The following is a 15683-nucleotide window of genomic DNA, read 5'->3' as shown; positions in this document are numbered from 1 at the left end:
ACCTCCAGATCGCTGACGAACACGTTATAGGGGCGGCAAACAAAGCGCATTTCTTTCAGCTAATGCTCAGTAAGCGGGGTGTGTAAATCGTTCCTTGACAGCAGAATTCGCGTCAAGGCAGCATTTACATATGAGTGATTCCCCGCACCGGGATCCCGCCGACGAGCGAGCGATCCTGGCAAAACTGTTGTCCACCAATGCCGATGTCGTGGTCGAGGTATTGCGCCCCGGCCAGGGCGTTCCGCCGCCCTCGGTGATGGCCGCGCTGCGGGCCGCACGCAGTCTCGACGGTGTCGTCGACGATGTGCTGCGGTCGCTGGTGCGGCAGGCCCGCGACGAAGGGCGGACCTGGGCCGAGATCGGCGAAATCTTCGGCACCTCACGTCAAGCCGCGTTCCAGCGCTTCGGCGGAGCCGGCACCGGGATCCCGATTCCGCCACTGCACGCCACGCCGCCGATTCCGCCGGTTCCCGCCATTCCGCCCATGCCGGGCATTCCGCCCTTGCCCTCGATGCCCCAGATGCCTTCCATGCCAGGCATGCCCGAATGGCCGAAGGGGCCCGGCATACCGCCAGCACCGGGACGTCCGTTCGCCGGACCCGGGCACCACGGACCGCACGGTCATCGCGGCCCCGGTCCGCACGGTCCGGGCACCGCGCCGGGACCCGAGCCGCGCGACGACGAGCCGGGCGCATGAGAGCCGCCGCCGCGGGCCGCGAGGTCCCGCACCCACCCGGTGGTCGGAGCCGCCGACTGCTCGCGGCGGCCCGGCAGCGCTATGCCGAGGACCGGCTCGCCGACGCGGTGTCGGCGGGTACACGTCAGGTCCTCGTGTTCGGCACTGCCCTGGACACTTTCATCGCCCACAATCCGTACCGTGACGTGCGCGTCATCCGGGTCACCGAGCGTGAGGGCGGAATCGTGCGGCGATCAGGGGATTCCGCGCCCGGCGACCCGGCCGCGGCGAGGCAGATCGCGGAATTCGTCCGATTCGCACCCGGATTCGAGCCCGGGGACCCGGTGTTCGCCATTCGGCTCGACGACCCGTACCGCCGCGATTCGGGCCACGCCGCCGCGGACACCGATCCCGGGAGCGGCCCCGCCTGTCCCGAGACGACCGCGACGGTGCTGCGGCTACTCGCCGGTTGCCCGGGCGGCGCGGAGATCGTGCTCGAGGTGCCTCGCGCGGGCGTCACCGGCGTGGCCCGGGCGGTGCGCGACACGGGGTGGGTGGTGCAGGAGGACCTGAGCGCCGACACGCTGGCCTCTCGCTATCTCGAAGTCTCGGCCGGACAGGACTATTCGGTCGAACCCCGCATTGTGCGAGCGCGGGTCGCGCACTGATGCCGACCCGGTGACGCTGCCTCGCCAAAACGACGCCGGGTGGTTGCACAGGACTGTGACTCCCCCTCCTGGAACCGCTTGGGCCACAGGCCGGTACAGCACGAACGGTAGGCGGCATGAGGACGGCTCGACACCGAGATCATCAACGGGACCGCCATCGCAGCAGGTGAGGTGCGCGCAAGGGTTTTCCGGTCCGGAAATCCGGCGCTGATCGGCGGGTGAGCAGGCCGCACCGGTCCCCGCGACACGCCCCTCGCTGCCCCGGAATTCAGCTAATAGACAGCTACGCTCCGAATGGGACATTCCGACCAGGCGTCCCGGAGAAGGAGCCCCGATGCGCCGTCGCCTGCACCGACTAGTCCTAGCTGGGCTCGCCGCCGCCGCGACGCTGCTGCCGGTGGCCACAACCGCCCACGCGACTCCCGCACTGCCGCCCGCGACCCCGGGCACCCACGGCGGACTGGGCCCGGACTTCCTGTGGGGCGTGGCCGCGTCCGGCTTCCAGTCCGAGGGGCACGCCCCCGACAGCAACTGGATGCACTACATCGACGGCAATCCCGACTGGGACCGCTACCGCAACTCCATCGACTTCCGCTCCCGCTACCAGACCGACATCGCGCTGGCGGCGGGCCTGGGCTCGAAGGTGTTCCGCATCGGCATTGAATGGGCGCGCCTCCAGCCCGAACCGGGGGTGTGGGACGAGGAGGGCTTCGCCTTCTACGACCGCGTCATCGACGACATCGTGGCCAACGGCATGGAACCCATGCTCACGCTGGACCATTGGGTGTACCCGGGCTGGGCCGCCGAACGCGGCGGCTGGAACGACGACGCCATGGTGGGCGACTGGCTGGCCAATGCCCGCAAAGTGGTCGACCGCTACACCTCCCGCAATCCGGTCTGGGTGACGGTCAACGAGCCGGTCGCCTACATCATGCACGAGGTACGCCAGAACGACACCGACGCCGACCAGATGCTCGACCGGGTCGCCCAGGCACACAACGAGATCTACGACTACATCCACCAGGTGCAGCCCAAGGCGCTGGTCACCAGCAATGTCGGCTATGTGGCCGGGGCCGAGGCGGAGGTCAACGGGCCGCTCATGGAACGCATCGGCGACAAGCTCGACTTCATCGGCGTGGACTACTACTTCGGCTACGAGCCGCCCAAGGCCAATACGGTCAATATGCCGGACGGGTCGGTCGCGCCGCCCGCCGGGATGTGGGATCTCCCGATCCGCCCCGAGGGCATCTACTATGCGCTGCAACACTATTCGCGGATGTTCCCCGGCAAGCCCCTGTGGGTGGTCGAGAACGGCATGCCCACCGAGAACGGCAAGCCGCGCGCCGACGGCTACACCCGCTCCGATCATCTGCGCGACACCGTGTACTGGCTGCAGCGCGCCAAGGCCGACGGCATGAACCTGATCGGCTACAACTACTGGAGCCTCACCGACAACTACGAGTGGGGTTCGTTCGCACCGCGTTTCGGCCTCTACACCGTGGACGTGCAGACCGATCCGAGCCTGACCCGCAAACCCACCGACGCGGTCGACACCTACCGGCAGATCATCACCGCGGGCGGGGTGCCCTCGGGCTACGAGCCGGTGCGGTTCCCGTCCGACTGCCAGCTGGTCGATCCCCCGGCCAGCTGCGAGAACCCCGTCACCGTCCCCACCGCGGTCCCCGCACCCTGATCCGGGCGCGGCGCGCGTCAGCGTTGGCGGACCGCGCGTTCGATCTCCTCGGCCAGGGTGGCGCCGCCGACCTCGCGGGCCGTGGCGAGGAACCGGTCCCGGAATCGATCCAGGTCCAGATCGATGCCCTCGCCGGTGTACTCCCGGCCCGAGGCCTCGCGCACCACCCGGATCATCTCGTCGGCCAAGGTGGCGATGTGGGTGCGGATCAGCTTGCGCAGCACGCCCGACAACGCGATGTCGGTGCCCACGTCGTAGAGGATCAGCGCGCCGGTGAGCATGGCCGGTTCGGGCACCCGCCAGCGGGTGCCGAGCGGTTGGAGGTAGCCCTCCGACAGCAGGTCGTCGAGGATCTCGGGGCGGCGATCACCGAGCAACTCGGTCAGGGCGTCGTCGTCGAGGACGGTGCCGGTGTCGATGTCGCCGCTGTAGCGCGGATCGAAGACCTCCCGCCAGTCGCCGTCGCCGGGGACCTCGGCTTCGAACACCTCGCGGATCGCGTCCAGGCGCAACCCGCGCGCCTGCATGGCGGTGATGGCCCGCAGTCGCTCCAGGTGGTCGGGACCGTAGACGGCTTCCTTGCCCGCGCGCCCGGGCTTGGGCAGCACGCCGACCGAGTGGTAGTAGCGGATGGTGCGGGCAGCGACACCGCTGAGTTCGGCGAGTTGCAAGCGGCTGTATCGGTCCACGCGAACAGCATAGATACCGCAACCCGGCCCGACGTTGACAGCCACAACTGTCCGCATTAGCGTAACCGCCGCCACACTGTCGACGACGACAAGGGAGTCCTCATGACCCAACGCGACACCGATTTCGACGTGCTCATCGTCGGGTCCGGCTTCGGCGGCAGTGTCAGCGCACTGCGCCTCACCGAGAAGGGCTACTCGGTCGGCGTGCTCGAGGCGGGTCAGCGCTTCACCGACGACCAACTCCCCGACACCAGCTGGGACCTGCGCAAGTTCCTGTGGGCCCCGAAGCTGGGCTGCTTCGGCATCCAGCGCATCCACCCGCTGCGCGATGTGCTGATCCTGGCCGGCGCGGGCGTGGGCGGCGGCTCCCTCAACTACGCCAACACCCTCTACGTGCCCCCGGCCCCGTTCTTCGCCGACCCGCAGTGGCGCGAGATCACCGACTGGCACGACGAGCTGATGCCCTACTACGAGCAGGCCCGCAAGATGCTCGGCGTCGTCACCAACCCGCACATGACTCCCGCGGACGAGGTGTTCAAGCAGGTCGCCGTGGACATGGGCGTCGGCGACACCTTCGTGCAGACCCCGGTCGGGGTGTTCTTCGGCGAGGCGGGCAAGACCGTGCCCGACCCGTACTTCGGCGGCGCGGGCCCCGAGCGCACCGGCTGCATCGAATGCGGCGAGTGCATGACCGGCTGCCGCCACAACGCCAAGAACACCCTGGTCAAGAACTACCTGTACCTGGCGGAAAAGGGTGGCGCGCAGGTGTTCCCGATGACCACGGTCACCACCGTACGCCCGCTGCCCGACGGCACCTGGGACGTGGAGACCGAACGCACCGGCGCGTGGTTCCGCAAGCAGCCCAAGACCTACACGGCCAAGCACGTGGTGCTGGCCGCCGGCACCCGCGGCACCCAGCAGCTGCTGTTCGCCATGCGCGACAAGGGCGTCCTGCCGCAGCTGTCGCCGCGGCTGGGCCTGCTGACCCGCACCAACTCCGAATCCATCCTCGGCGCGGCCACCCGCAAGGTGAACCCGGATGTCGACTACACCCGCGGCGTGGCCATCACCTCCTCCATCCACCCGACCCCCGACACGCACATCGAGCCGGTCCGCTACGGCAAGGGCTCCAACTCGATGGGCCTGCTGCAGACGCTCATGGTCGACGGCGGCGGCAGCATCCCGCGCTGGCTGCGCTTCCTGGGCATCGTGCTGCGGCACCCGCTGATGCTGCTGCAGTTCATGTCGGTGAAGAACTGGAGTGAGCGCACCATCATCTCGCTGGTCATGCAGCATCTGGACAACTCCATCACCACCTACACCAAGCGCGGGCTGTTCGGGCGCAAGCTCACCTCCAAACAGGGCCACGGCGAACCGAATCCGACCTGGATCCCGGCCGGCAACGAGGTCACCCGCAAGGTCGCCGACACCATCGGCGGTGTCGCGGGCGGCACCTGGGGCGAAGTCTTCAATATCCCGCTGACCGCCCACTTCCTGGGCGGCGCGGCCATCGGCGCGGACGCCGACCACGGTGTCATCGACGCCTACCACCGCGTCTACGGCTACCCCACGCTCTCGGTCGTCGACGGCGCCGCGGTCTCGGCCAACCTGGGTGTGAACCCGTCGCTGACCATCACCGCCCAGGCGGAGCGCGCCGCGGCCATGTGGCCCAACAAGGGCCAGGCCGACACCCGCCCCGACCAGTCCGCAGGCTATGCCCGCATCGCACCCGTCGCACCGTCGAAGCCGATGGTCCCCGCTTCCGCCCCCGCGGCCCTGGTGCTGCCGATCGTCGAAATCCGGGGCGGCAGCTCCGAATCCACGCCGGCCTGACCACCCGCACACGAGTAGGGCCCCGGCCGATCGACGGCCGGGGCCCTACTCGTGTCGACATCAGATCAGGTCCCGCTCGTGGCTGTAGACGAAAGTGACACCGCCGGTGGCGAAGTTGGGGACATCGGCGACCGCCGCCTGCCCCTGCGGACTGGCCAGGACCGCCTCGAGCTCGGCACGCGAATCGGCGTAGAGGCCCACGACCAGGTAGTAGGGCGAAGGTTGGCTGGGATCGACGCTCTCACCGTGGCCGATGGTCCACTTCTTCAGGCCGGTCATCTCCCGAGCGATCGGGATATGGATGTTCCAGTAGTACTCGTCGAAAGCTGCCGGATCCTGCGGATGTCCGTAGAGGATCGAGAGTCGGTACATCGCACCGAGGCTACGGGGCGGTCCGGCTCAGTGGGCGTGGATGTGGGAGATGCCCATCGGGGAGGTCGGGGGCGGGACGTCGCCGAGGGGAGCGCGGAATTCCTGGAGAGCGGCGAGGACGTCGACGTGGCGGGCGGCGTAGCAACGGACCTGGGGCAGGGCGTGGGCGACCTCGCTGCGCTCGAGGGGTTCGGCGTCGATGTAGCCGACCTGGCCCAGGCCCACGCCGAGGGTTTCGGCGATACGGGCGATGGCGGCGGACTTGCGGCCCCAGCCGACCTCGACGGCGGCGAAGCGGTCGGCGACGCCGTGGCGGCGCAGCTGCTCGACCGTCCAGGCCCATTCCCCGCGGGAGGCGACCGCGTGCATGACGCCGCGCTCGCTGAGGATGCGCAGTGAGCGCGCGGCCTCGGCGCGCAGCGCTCCGGCGGTGGAGTCGCACACCACCCCATCCCAGAGCGTGTTGTCGCACTCCCACACAAGCAGTTTCACGTTCGCGGCATTCATCGTTCCCCTACCAGTCAGCAACCATCCGGTACCAAGGGTGCCGGACGGTCCCCTCTTTCACGAACCGCCCCGCGCGTGACATCGTAGGGGCTGTCTGGGCCAATACACCAGCGCGGGCAAAACCGGAGCACCGAAGTCCGGGGCTGCCCTGCGTGTTCCGCGTGTGCGCGATTGTCGCTGGTAGTTTCGGATCCCGGCCGGACGAATCGAATGAAAGGGGCGTATGCCCATGCGGCGGCGCTGGAAACTCGCGGGTGGCCCGCCCGTGCTCGCGCTGGCACTGGTACTGACCGGTTGCGGCGCGGCCGAGAACTCGCCGCCGGTGGTGGTCAGTTCGCTGGGGCCGATCTCGGCGACCGTCGCACCCGTACAGCCGGTGCCCACCGCGAGTGCGGTGGCCCCCACGACCGCGACCGCGATCTCGAGCGCGGCGACGCCGACGGTGGACCCGATGGCCGATCAGGCGCTCATCGATCACACCGAGTGGACCGACGAGATCGACGGACGCCGGTTGAAGATCTTTCCGACCCGCGCCGGGCGCGTCGACCTGTTCCCGACGGCCGGGGATCGCGCCTGGGGCGAGGTGCTGGCGCTGGCTCCCGACGCGGACTCCCCCGGCATGTACGACCAGTTCCGATGCCACTGGGAGTGGGCGCGCGCGGTCGCGCCGGACAAGACCAGCTGGAACATCGAGCCGTGGCGGCCCGCGGTCGGGTACGACGCGACGGTCTCGGCGCTGTGCAATCCGGGCGGTCCCGAACGCTGATCGGTTGTTCGATGCGGTAACGAAACCGGTTGCCCGCCAGAACCTTCGAGCCGATCGCCAAATGTGCGTATCGTGGGTGACGTCCAGCGCTCACTCCTGGGAGGGAGGGCAATGGTGCGCGCCTCGGCACCCGAGACCTCTACGCCCACGCCGCCCGCCGCCGCCCGGGGACCGGCGCACCCCGGCGTGCGCGCGCTGTTCCCGGCGCTGACCCAGGCCACCGAGGTTTACCTCGATTCCGCCTCCACCACCCAGAAACCACGACCGGTGATCGACGCGGTGCAGCGCTATCACCGCGAACGCACCGCCAATGCCGGGCGCGGCACCTATGCGTGGGCCGGCGCGCTGACCACCGAGGTGGCCGCCGTGCGCGCGGCGATGGCCGAATTCATCGGGGCCGCACCGGATGAGGTTGTCTTCACCGGCGGCGCCACGGCCGGGCTGAACGCGGTGGCGCTGTCGTGGGGGCTGGCGAATCTGCGCGACGGCGACGAGATCCTCTACAGCCCACGCGATCACGCCTCCAATGTGTATCCGTGGCAGCATCTGCGCGGCCTGCTGGCCCGGTTCGGGCGGCGCATCGAGCTGGTGCCCTACCGGGTGAACGAGCTCGGTGAGGCCGATGTCGAGGATGTGGCGGCGCGGATCACGCCGCGCACGCGGATGATCACCGTGGCGCATCTGCACCATGTCTTCGGCGGACTCACCACCCTGGAAGAGTTGCGCGGGCGCATCGATCCGCGGATCGCGCTGTGCTTCGACTGCAGTCAGTCCGGCGGACATGTGCCGGTGCGGATGGCGGAGCTGGGCGCCGATTTCGCGGTGTTCGCCGCGCACAAGATGTTCGGAGCCCCGGGGACGGGCGTGCTCTATTGCCACCGCCGCCGACACAGTGAACTGCTGCCGTTTCTGCCGGGTGGCAATTCGGGAGTGTCACTGGACGATTCGGGCCTGGTGAGTGGGGCGATGCCGCAACTGTTGGAGGGCGGCACCCACAATCTGCCCGGGATCCTCGCCCTCGGCGCGGCCCTCGATGTGCTGGGCGAGCTGGGACTCGACGCGATCACCGCCCACAATCGGGCCCTCACGCAGCGGTTGATCGCGGGTCTGCGCCCGATCACCGGGCTCGAGTTCACGCCCGGCCCCGCGTACGCGCCGTGCGAAACCGGGTACGGGATCGTGTCTTTCACGGTCGCCGGGATCAGCGCCACCGACCTGGGGTTCGTGCTCAGCGAGCTGGGCTTCCTGGTCCGTACCGGTGCGCACTGCGTCCCCACCGCCGGCGCGGCGGCCGATGAGGATTCGGTGCGGGTGAGCACGCACGTCTATACCACCGTCGACGAGATCGACCGGTTCACCGAGTGTGTCGCCACGATTGCCGAGGAGGTCTCGTGACCAAGTCAGGCCCCGAACCCCGCTACGACCGCCGCGCCGCCTCCCGGGTGCTGGCCGGACTGGCCCGGCCCGGATTGGGCGCGGCCCCGGTGCCGCCGCCTCCGCGTCGCGTCGAATACACCTGCACGCCGCTGGCTTCGGAGTCCGGCTCGCATCTGACGCTGTCGCAACGGCTGTATCTGGAACGGTTCATGCGCCCGTGCCGCGCCGACCAGGTGACCAGCGCGACCCACCGCATCACCTGGACGGACAGCGACGGCATCCCCAATACCGGGCATTTCCGTACCGGCGGGCTGGGCCCGGTCGTGCCGATCGCCATGCGCGAGACGGTGCTGGCGCTGTGGCACGCCCTCGACGCCGATCCCGCACTGGCCCAGCGGATGGCCAAGCTCGGCCCGCGCGAGCAGGCGGTGCTCGACGGCACCACCACCGATCACGCGCCGCACGAGATCTTCCGGGTGGGCATCGAGGCGGCGGGGCGGGCGCTGGCCCAGCACGCGCTGCTGGCGCGGGAGACGCCGTATCGCACCCCGGCCGAATTCGCGGTCGGCATGCGGGATTCGGGCATCTACGCGGCGGTGGCGACGCGCTGGTTCTGGGAGTTGCAGGCCTCGAGCTACCGGCGCGGCATGATCGCGGTCACCCTGACCACCCAACCCGATGGGACCGTACGGTATTCGGCGGAGACGGTGGCGACACTGCGCGCCATGAAGGACATGACCATCGAGGACGCGCACCGGGTCATGCGCCGGGCCACCAACGCCGAGGGATTGAGCGTGAGCGAGGCGATCGCCAAGTATCACGACGAGCTGGATCTGATCTCGCGCCAGTACGCGCTGCTGCCGCCGGGCACCCGCCCGGCCTGCCTGGCCGCCATGCCGCATCAACTCGACGGCGCGCACTACAGCATCCTGCCGCTGGTCGTCGACCGGTTCACCGAGGTGTTCACCCATATCGTCGACCGGATCACGGTGGCCGAGGTGGCGGCCGAAACAGGGTCGGAGACCGGTGAACTCGCCGCCGAGGACCAGGTGTTCTATGTCCCGGACATGACGTGCAAGCATTGCGTGCGCACCATCGGCGGGGTGCTGGACGCGATGGGCATCGGGGTCGGCGATATCGATCTGGTCAGCAAGCGGGTGGTCGCGGAGTTCCGCAGTCCGCGCAACCGGCATCGCGCTTTCGAGGCGCTGCGCGACAGCGGCTACAACCCGACCCTGGTCACGCCGGCGACCAGCGAAACCGCCGTATGACGGCTGCGGCGCCGCCGGGGTTGCCGGCGAAGATGCATGCGCTGGTGTCGGAATTCCTGGACACGCCGGGCGCGGTCCGGGACGCGGTCACCGAGTTCGGATCCCCCGCGCATCTGGTGTTTCCGCAGGTATTCGCGGAGAACGTGGAGCGGTTGCGGGCGGTTCTGAGGGCGCGCGGGGCGGGGTTCCGGATCTGCTACGCGCACAAGGTGAATCAGTCGCGCGCGTTCGTGGCCGCCGCGCGCGCGGCGGGCATCGGTATCGACGTGGCCTCGGAGGCCGAGCTGCTGGGGGCGTTGAAGGCCGGGTTCGAACCCGACCGCATCGAGGTCACCGGCCCCAAGGGCGAGGGGCTGTTGCGCGCACTGGTGGGCACCGGGGTGACCATCAATGTCGACAATCTGTGGGAACTGGAACGCATTGCGGCACTGGCGGATATCCCCGTGCCGGTTTTGGTGCGAATGTGCGGATTCCCGGGGACGCCGGTGAGTCGATTCGGAGTGCCGTTGACCGAGAGCGACCAGCTGCTGGAGCTGCTGTCGTCCCGGCGGGATCGGATCGAGTTCCGCGGGTTCGCGTTTCACCTGGATTCGGGCGAACCGGCCGAACGGGTCCGGGCGGTGGAGAGCTGCCTGGAGTTGACCGAGCGGGCCTACGGGTACGGATTGACGCCGACGGTGCTGAATATCGGGGGCGGCTTCCGGCAGGTGTTCACCGCGGACGCGGGCGCATTCGATGCATACGTGCACGCGCTGCGCGAATCACTGGTGGGCCGTGGCGAGCAGATGGCCTGGGGCGCCAACACTTTCGGGTTCCACGTCGAGGACGGCGCGGTGCACGGGACACCAGTTTTTCACAAATACGCCAACATTGTGGATGCCGACCTCATGCTCGCCGATCTCCTGGATACGGGCCTGGAAGCGCAGGGCGGGCGCAGTTTTGCACAGGTGGCTGGGGAGAACCTCCTCGACATCTGGCTGGAGCCGGGCAAGGCGCTGGTCGACCACGCCGGAATCACCGTGGCGCGGGTGGAATTCGTGAAGCGGACCGCCGACGGGTCGACCCTGGTCAATCTCGATCTGAGCCGCGACACCGTCACCCCGGCCGATCAGGAGGTGATGGTCGACCCGATCCTCCTCCCCGCCCGAACCGGCGCTGACGAGCCGGTTTCCGTCCCGGGCGTCCCGAATCCCGATGCGGCGGGCGTGTTCCTGGCCGGGCGGCTGTGCCTGGAACGGGATCTGATCACCAACCACAAAGTGTGGCTACCGCGGTATCCACAATCGGGGGATTTCGTGGTGTTCCCCAATACCGCCGCCTACCACATGGATCTGTCGGCCGCACGGGCCTCGATGCATCCGGTGCCGCCGAAATTGGCGGTGTCGCGCGAATCCGGGATGTTCCGGGTGTGCCGCGACGTTGATTGGCACGAGGTGCACTGATGCGCTATGACCACATCACCGAACTGATCGGCAATACCCCACTGTTGCGGCTGGATCCGGCCGTGCACGGGCTCGCGCGGGTGGAGCTGTACGCGAAGCTCGAGTTCTACAACCCGTTCGGGTCGGTGAAGGATCGGGTGGCGTGGGGGATGATCCGCGACGACCTCGATGAGATCATCGCCGGGAAGCAGACTTTGATCGAGGCGTCGAGCGGCAATACCGCCAAGGCGTTGCGGGTGCTGGCGGCCTTGCACGGGATCGGGTTACGCGCGGTCACCAATCGGATCAAGGTCGCCGAGGTGCGAGACCTGTTGCAGCTGTTGGGGACCGATATCGAAGAATTGCCTGGTTTGTCGGAATGCCCGGATCCGACGGCCCCCAACGACGTGTACTCGGTCATCGAATCGACCATGGCCCGCGAACCCGGCGCCTGGTACCACCCCTCGCAGTACACCAGCGAGAAGAACATCGAGGCCCACCATCACGGGACCGGGCGCGAGATCCACGAGGACCTGGCGCGCGACGGCATCACCCGTGTCGACTATCTGATCGGCGGGCTGGGCACCACCGGGTCCACCCGCGGCACGGCGACCTTTCTGCGCAAACACAATCCGGAGTTGAAGACCGTCGCGGTGGTCTCCGAACGCGGCGACTTCATCCCCGGTATCCGCTCGGAGACCGAGATGTGGGACGTGGGCCTGTTCCAGCCCGACTTCTACGACCGCATCATGGCGGTGGAGGCCGGGCGCGCGGTCGACGCCACGCTGACCCTGGCCACCGGCCACGGGGTGCTCGCCGGGCCGACGAGCGGGGCGACCTATGCCGCGGCGCTGGAGTTCCTGGGGTCGGTGGAACCGCCTTCGGCGCAGGCGGATCCGCTGGTCGCGGTGATCATCGTGTGCGATCGGCTCGAGCCGTACCTGTCCTATATCCGCAAGCGCCGCCCGGACCTGTTCGGCAAGCCCGGGCGGGCCCCGGCTCCGGACGCGGCCGAACTCGCCGCGACTCCGGCCCTGTCCCCCGACGAGCTCGAGCAGCTCGATCGCACCGCGCGCCCGACCATCGTCGACACCCGCGGCGCGATGGCCTACCGGATCGCGCATGTGCCGGGCGCGTTGAACATCCGCGACGATCAACTCGACGACATGCTCGTCCAGGGTGTTCCGTTCTCACGGTCACGGCCGGTGGTCTTCGTCTGCCCGGTCGGTGAGGTGTCCTTGCGGTTCGCGGCGCTGGCCCGCCGGGCCGGGTACGACGCGCACAGTCTGGCCGGTGGCATCACGGCTTGGCGCGACGCGGGCAAACCGATGGAATCCACGCCCCGGCACAGTTGACGCCAATATGCCGCAGCCCCAGTAATTTCGGCTGTGGCGACCCCGACCCGGGCGATAGGATTGCTGTGCTGCCGCACATGCATGGAACAAGGGGCGCTCGTGCTCGAACAGTTCTCGCAGTTCTTCTCGCCACTGTGGACCCCATTCTCCCAACGGGTGCTCGCACCGTTGCTGAGGCGCGTACCGGCGTGGGCGCTGGCCGTGATCGTGGTGGCGGTGGCCGCCGCGGTGATCATCACCCCGTTGATCGTCAACGTCGTCGGTGATCGCACCCAGTCCTCGACCGCGCCGAGTGTGCCCGCGTCCACCTCGATCGGCGGGCTGGATCTGGCGCAGTACTGCGTGTCCTACGGGTACGGCCAGGTCGACGGCCAGTCGTGTGAGGCGGTCATCGATTTGGGCAAGGCGTGCGACTGGCAGTACAAGCAGACCGGTCTGCACATGTCCTTCTCGATGAACGACCCGTACAGCGGTATGTGCTTCACCCCCGAACAGGTGGCCAAGGGCGGTATCCGGGATATGCCCGGCTACTGCAAGGCGACGTACCCGACGAGCAACGAGGTGCGTCCGGCCGTGATCGACAAGACCACCTGGGTGTGCCAGGCTCCGATCGACATGCAGATCGCGTGCATTTGGCAGTACCAGTCGCCGAAGGTGGAGGCCCGCAAGGACGGCGAAACCTGGATCTGCGTCAAACAGACCCCCTGATCCGACTCGCGAATTCCGTTGAGCAACACCGCCATCACGCCCCGCAAGCGAATACGGCGGGAACGGTGAGCTGCTGGACTCTGCACTTCCGGCTTCGGGACGCTATGGTGCCTGGGGCCGAATTCAACAGTGTTGCCAGGAGTTTCACCATCAGTATCGAGCGCGCCGCGGGTCCGGACACCGACCTGCGCATCACCCTCACCGTCTGTCATGCCGCCACCGTGCTGTGTTTCTCGGCGGGTGTCGTCTCCATCCTGGTCGGCTCCTACACCGGCGCCGGTCCGATGCTCAATATGGTCGGCGTGGTGCTGTGGGTGGTGGCGCTGGCCGCGCGCATCGGGGTCTTCGCGATCACCCGGTCCCGTTCGGGCCACGCCGACTGACCCGTCCGCGGTGCCGCTGCCGGAATCGGACACCGCGACTGGCACGATGATCACGTGGAGTGGGCGTTCGGACTCGTGGTGCTGGTGTCGGTCGCGGTCGCACTGGCGGCCGGTGCGCGCCGGCTGGGGGTGGGTGAGCCGTTCGTGCTCACCGTGGCCGGGGTAATCGCGTCGTATCTGCCGTTCGTGCCCGAGTTCGACATCGAGCCCGAACTGGTGTTGCTGGGGCTGCTGCCGCCGTTGCTGTACACGACGGCGATCCGCACCTCGCTGGTGGATTTCCGGCCGAAGAAGACCTCGATCACGCTGCTGTCGGTGGGGTTGGTGTTGTTCACCGCGTTCGCGGTGGGCGCGGTGGTGTATTGGCTGCTGCCGGTGCCGTTCTCCGCGGCGGTGGCGATCGGCGCGATCGTCGCCCCGCCGGACGCGGTCGCGGCGACCGCGGTGGCGCGACGGGTGGGGATGCCGCGCCGGATCGTGACCCTGCTCGAAGGCGAGTCGCTGTTCAACGACGCGACCGCGCTGGTGACCCTGCGGACCGCGGTCGCGGCCATGGCGGGCAGTGTGACGCTGTGGCAGGCGGGGGCCAGTTTCATCGGCGCGGCCGGCGGCGGCGCGCTGATCGGGGTGGCCGCGGCGATGATGCTGGCGTTCCTGCGCCGCCGGATCACCGATCCGGTGCTGGACACCAGTGTGTCGCTGCTGGCGCCGTGGATCGCGTATCTGCCCGCGGAGTCGGTGCACGCCTCGGGCGTGATCGCGGTGGTGACGTGCGGGCTGATCCTGGGTCACGGTGCGCCGCACTGGCAGAGCGCGGCCTCGCGCATCGCCGAGCACACCAATTGGCGGACCATCGCGTTCATTCTCGAGTCCGCGGTGTTCCTGCTGATCGGGTTGCAGGTGCGCCATATCGTGGAGGCCGCCTGGCACAGCGATCTGCCGCATTCGACGCTGCTGTGGACGTGTGCGGCGGTGCTGGTGACGGTGATCGTGGTGCGGCCGGTGTGGGTGTTCCCGGCGACGTACGCGGCCTGGCAGATCGAGGGGCGCCGGCAGGGGAAACCCAAGCCGGAGTGGACCGGACCAGCGGTGGTGGCGTGGGCCGGTATGCGCGGAGTCGTGACGCTGGCGGCGGCGCTGCTGCTGCCCGGCGATACCCCGGAACTGGACACGCTGCGGCTGCTGGCGGTCGTGGTGGTGGGCGGAACGCTGCTGCTGCAAGGACTCTCGCTGCCGTGGCTGGTGCGGATGCTGCGCCTGCGCGGGCCCAGCCGGGCCGAGGACCTGTTGCAGGAGGCGAATCTGCTGCAACAGGCGACGACGGCGGGGTTGAAGGCGCTCGAGGAGAACATCGCGCCCGAGACGCCGCCGGATGTGGTGGACTCGCTGCGCAACCGGGTGGTGGTGCGGGCGCAGTCGGCGTGGGAGCTGTTGGGGCGCTCGGAGTCCCAGCGGGTCACCCCCAGCGGCGAGTACCGGCGGCTGCGGCTGGCGATGCTGGCGGCCGAGCGCGAGACGGTGCTGCGGATCCGTGACGCGGGGCAGGTCGATCAGGAGGTGCTGCAGGCGGTGATGGCCGCCCTCGACATCGAGGAGTCCACCATCGACCGGGTCACCGAGGCCGAGGACGACGACGGGCTGGGGTTGCGGGCGCCGATGCCGCCGGGCGCGTGTGAGCACCTGCGGGAGGCGCCGTGCGTGCGGGTGCCCGATACCCCGGACGCCTGCGGGGAATGCCTCGAGGAGGGTCTGGTGTGGGTGCATCTGCGGATGTGCCTGGAGTGCGGGCATGTGGCGTGCTGCGACTCCTCGCCGGGCAATCACGCGACCAAGCATTTCGACGGCACCGGGCATCCGGTGATCCGCAGTGTGGAGCCGGGTGAGTCGTGGCGCTGGTGCTATCTGGACGAACTGCTGGGCTGAACCACCCTTGACTTTCCTGGCAGGAAAGTGGAGTCTTACTT

At 68.8% G+C, this 15683-nt stretch carries 15 protein-coding genes; 12 read left to right on the top strand and 3 right to left on the bottom strand.

What is annotated here, in order from left to right; all coding sequences use genetic code 11:
• Positions 1-130: 130 nt before the first annotated feature.
• The 3 genes from ACFRAQ_RS14575 to ACFRAQ_RS14565 all read left to right on the top strand — a co-directional run bounded on the left by ACFRAQ_RS14575 (position 131) and on the right by ACFRAQ_RS14565 (position 3037).
• The gene (locus ACFRAQ_RS14575) at positions 131-697 is read left to right on the top strand and encodes a hypothetical protein (protein ID WP_379099147.1); all 567 of its coding nucleotides are present in this window, start codon (positions 131-133) and stop codon (positions 695-697) included.
• Positions 694-1344 (top strand): hypothetical protein, encoded by a 651-nt coding sequence (locus tag ACFRAQ_RS14570; RefSeq protein ID WP_379099144.1) that lies wholly within the window; start codon positions 694-696, stop codon positions 1342-1344. Before ACFRAQ_RS14575 ends, ACFRAQ_RS14570 begins: the two co-directional genes overlap by 4 nt.
• A 334-nt stretch (positions 1345-1678) precedes the next feature.
• A complete protein-coding gene (locus ACFRAQ_RS14565; protein ID WP_379099141.1) occupies positions 1679-3037 on the top strand; it encodes a family 1 glycosylhydrolase in 1359 nt (452 codons plus the stop codon).
• 17 nt (positions 3038-3054) lie between these two features.
• Here ACFRAQ_RS14565 and ACFRAQ_RS14560 read toward each other — a convergent pair whose 3' ends face one another.
• Positions 3055-3726 (bottom strand): MerR family transcriptional regulator, encoded by a 672-nt coding sequence (locus tag ACFRAQ_RS14560; protein ID WP_379099138.1) that lies wholly within the window; start codon positions 3724-3726, stop codon positions 3055-3057.
• Between the two features lie 102 nt (positions 3727-3828).
• On the opposite strand from ACFRAQ_RS14560, the gene ACFRAQ_RS14555 reads away from it, so the two are divergent.
• On the top strand, positions 3829-5559 hold the full coding sequence (locus tag ACFRAQ_RS14555) for a GMC oxidoreductase (protein WP_379099135.1): 1731 nt from the start codon (positions 3829-3831) through the stop codon (positions 5557-5559).
• Positions 5560-5619: 60 nt separating this feature from the next.
• Here the strand turns inward: ACFRAQ_RS14555 and ACFRAQ_RS14550 are convergent, their stop codons facing one another.
• The gene (locus ACFRAQ_RS14550) at positions 5620-5931 is read right to left on the bottom strand and encodes an EthD family reductase (RefSeq protein WP_379099132.1); all 312 of its coding nucleotides are present in this window, start codon (positions 5929-5931) and stop codon (positions 5620-5622) included.
• A gap of 27 nt (positions 5932-5958) precedes the next feature.
• Positions 5959-6423 carry a hypothetical protein gene (locus ACFRAQ_RS14545; protein WP_357276788.1) on the bottom strand — a complete coding sequence of 155 codons (465 nt, stop codon included), beginning with the start codon at positions 6421-6423 and terminating at the stop codon, positions 5959-5961.
• A gap of 238 nt (positions 6424-6661) precedes the next feature.
• Here ACFRAQ_RS14545 and ACFRAQ_RS14540 point away from each other — a divergent pair, with 238 nt between their 5' ends.
• The 8 genes from ACFRAQ_RS14540 (at position 6662) to ACFRAQ_RS14505 (ending at position 15642) form a co-directional block, all read left to right on the top strand.
• Complete coding sequence (locus ACFRAQ_RS14540; protein WP_379099128.1) at positions 6662-7204, top strand: DUF2599 domain-containing protein; 543 nt, start codon at positions 6662-6664, stop codon at positions 7202-7204.
• Positions 7205-7318: 114 nt separating this feature from the next.
• Positions 7319-8599: an aminotransferase class V-fold PLP-dependent enzyme gene (locus ACFRAQ_RS14535; RefSeq protein WP_379099125.1), complete on the top strand. Its 1281-nt coding sequence runs from the start codon at positions 7319-7321 to the stop codon at positions 8597-8599.
• Entirely contained in the window at positions 8596-9852 is a 1257-nt protein-coding gene (locus ACFRAQ_RS14530; protein WP_379099122.1) for a heavy-metal-associated domain-containing protein, read from the top strand. The genes ACFRAQ_RS14535 and ACFRAQ_RS14530 overlap by 4 nt, the downstream gene beginning before the upstream one ends.
• 32 nt (positions 9853-9884) lie before the next feature.
• Complete coding sequence (locus tag ACFRAQ_RS14525) at positions 9885-11294, top strand: decarboxylase (protein WP_379099119.1); 1410 nt, start codon at positions 9885-9887, stop codon at positions 11292-11294.
• Positions 11294-12628, top strand: a complete 1335-nt coding sequence (locus ACFRAQ_RS14520) for a pyridoxal-phosphate dependent enzyme (protein ID WP_379099116.1) — start codon at positions 11294-11296, stop codon at positions 12626-12628. Before ACFRAQ_RS14525 ends, ACFRAQ_RS14520 begins: the two co-directional genes overlap by 1 nt.
• Before the next feature lie 99 nt (positions 12629-12727).
• Positions 12728-13336 carry a hypothetical protein gene (locus ACFRAQ_RS14515; protein ID WP_379099113.1) on the top strand — a complete coding sequence of 203 codons (609 nt, stop codon included), beginning with the start codon at positions 12728-12730 and terminating at the stop codon, positions 13334-13336.
• A gap of 107 nt (positions 13337-13443) precedes the next feature.
• Positions 13444-13719 (top strand): hypothetical protein, encoded by a 276-nt coding sequence (locus tag ACFRAQ_RS14510; protein WP_357082128.1) that lies wholly within the window; start codon positions 13444-13446, stop codon positions 13717-13719.
• 54 nt (positions 13720-13773) lie between these two features.
• Positions 13774-15642 carry a Na+/H+ antiporter gene (locus tag ACFRAQ_RS14505; protein WP_379099110.1) on the top strand — a complete coding sequence of 623 codons (1869 nt, stop codon included), beginning with the start codon at positions 13774-13776 and terminating at the stop codon, positions 15640-15642.
• Positions 15643-15683 lie beyond the last annotated feature (41 nt).

The organism is Nocardia sp. NPDC056611 (assembly GCF_042792755.1).
GTDB lineage: Bacteria > Actinomycetota > Actinomycetes > Mycobacteriales > Mycobacteriaceae > Nocardia.
This window is presented reverse-complemented; position numbering and strand designations above follow the sequence as displayed.

Bases quoted from the DNA above. Each gene is read 5' to 3' on its own strand.
- ACFRAQ_RS14575 (WP_379099147.1), top strand. From the start codon at position 131: ATGAGTGATTCCCCGCACCGGGATCCCGCCGACGAGCGAGCGATCCTG.
- ACFRAQ_RS14570 (WP_379099144.1), top strand. From the start codon at position 694: ATGAGAGCCGCCGCCGCGGGCCGCGAGGTCCCGCACCCACCCGGTGGT.
- ACFRAQ_RS14565 (WP_379099141.1), top strand. From the start codon at position 1,679: ATGCGCCGTCGCCTGCACCGACTAGTCCTAGCTGGGCTCGCCGCCGCC.
- ACFRAQ_RS14555 (WP_379099135.1), top strand. From the start codon at position 3,829: ATGACCCAACGCGACACCGATTTCGACGTGCTCATCGTCGGGTCCGGC.
- ACFRAQ_RS14550 (WP_379099132.1), bottom strand. From the start codon at position 5,931: ATGTACCGACTCTCGATCCTCTACGGACATCCGCAGGATCCGGCAGCT.
- ACFRAQ_RS14540 (WP_379099128.1), top strand. From the start codon at position 6,662: ATGCCCATGCGGCGGCGCTGGAAACTCGCGGGTGGCCCGCCCGTGCTC.
- ACFRAQ_RS14525 (WP_379099119.1), top strand. From the start codon at position 9,885: ATGCATGCGCTGGTGTCGGAATTCCTGGACACGCCGGGCGCGGTCCGG.
- ACFRAQ_RS14520 (WP_379099116.1), top strand. From the start codon at position 11,294: ATGCGCTATGACCACATCACCGAACTGATCGGCAATACCCCACTGTTG.